At 28.4% G+C, this 1022-nt stretch carries 1 protein-coding gene; it reads left to right on the top strand.

What is annotated here, in order from left to right:
* Positions 1 to 46: 46 nt before the first annotated feature.
* Positions 47 to 850: a DUF6090 family protein gene (locus ACFS5M_RS14245; protein WP_183490593.1), complete on the top strand. Its 804-nt coding sequence runs from the start codon at positions 47 to 49 to the stop codon at positions 848 to 850.
* Positions 851 to 1022 lie beyond the last annotated feature (172 nt).

The following is a 1022-nucleotide window of genomic DNA, read 5'->3' as shown; positions in this document are numbered from 1 at the left end:
TTACGGAATAAAAAAATTATTCTAACTTTAGAGAAAGAACTAACCAATGATAAAATTCTTTAGAAAAATTAGACAAAAATTACTCTCTGAAAATAAATTCAGTAAGTATTTGATTTATGCAGTTGGAGAAATCATTCTTGTTGTTATTGGAATACTAATAGCATTGCAAATTAACAACAGCAATGAAAGAAGTAAACAACGAAAAGTTGAAATAAGTTACTTAAAACGATTATTAGTTGATTTAAATAAAAACGAAATTCTATGGAAAGACACTCACACAAGACGTAAAACTCAAGTGCAGCATATACAAAATACAATAGCTCTTAATTTTAATAAACAAAAAGATACCATTGACTATATAAAATTAGCAGAGAATTTGAAATTCGCTGTAACGTGGAATAATATTAATCCAACACAAGACACATTTTCAGAAATGTTGAGTAGTGGGAATTTAGACATCATAAAAAATGATTCCATTAAAATAAAACTAATTGCATTGAACAATAATTATACGTCGATAATAAATTGGGACAAAACATCTGAAACTACTCACAAACGTATTATGCAGCATTCAGAAGGTCTTTATAATGCCAAAGATTTTGCGCCTTTAAGTCCTGTTTTTTCTGAATATGTAGATATAAAATTCGCTAAAAAAGATTTTGAAAACGCAATGAGCGCTTTGAAAAACTCTATATCAAATATGATTGATAACAAACTTGTTATGAATAATTTAGACGTATTAAGCGATAATTATCATAGACAATTAAGTGCTTTCAAAAAATTAGAAAGCGATGTCAGAGAATTAAATGATTTAATTGCATTGGAAATAGAGAACAGAGCCGATGATTAAGGTCTTTCGAAAAATCAAACAAATTATTTAAATAACGAAAGCACAACAACGTGTATAATTAATTGCTGCGCTAGTTGGTTAAGTCAACAATCTAGATAAAATTCTTATATTAGTTACTCGGAAAATTAGCAAGTCTAAGCCTTGCCATTTTCCTCCAGCGGATTTTTCGCCA

Origin of the sequence: Lacinutrix iliipiscaria (assembly GCF_042686125.1) — a bacterium.
Classification (GTDB): domain Bacteria; phylum Bacteroidota; class Bacteroidia; order Flavobacteriales; family Flavobacteriaceae; genus Oceanihabitans; species Oceanihabitans iliipiscarium.
This window is presented reverse-complemented; position numbering and strand designations above follow the sequence as displayed.

Excerpts from the sequence above, each read along its gene's own strand:
- ACFS5M_RS14245 (WP_183490593.1), top strand. The coding sequence starts at position 47 with ATGATAAAATTCTTTAGAAAAATTAGACAAAAATTACTCTCTGAAAAT.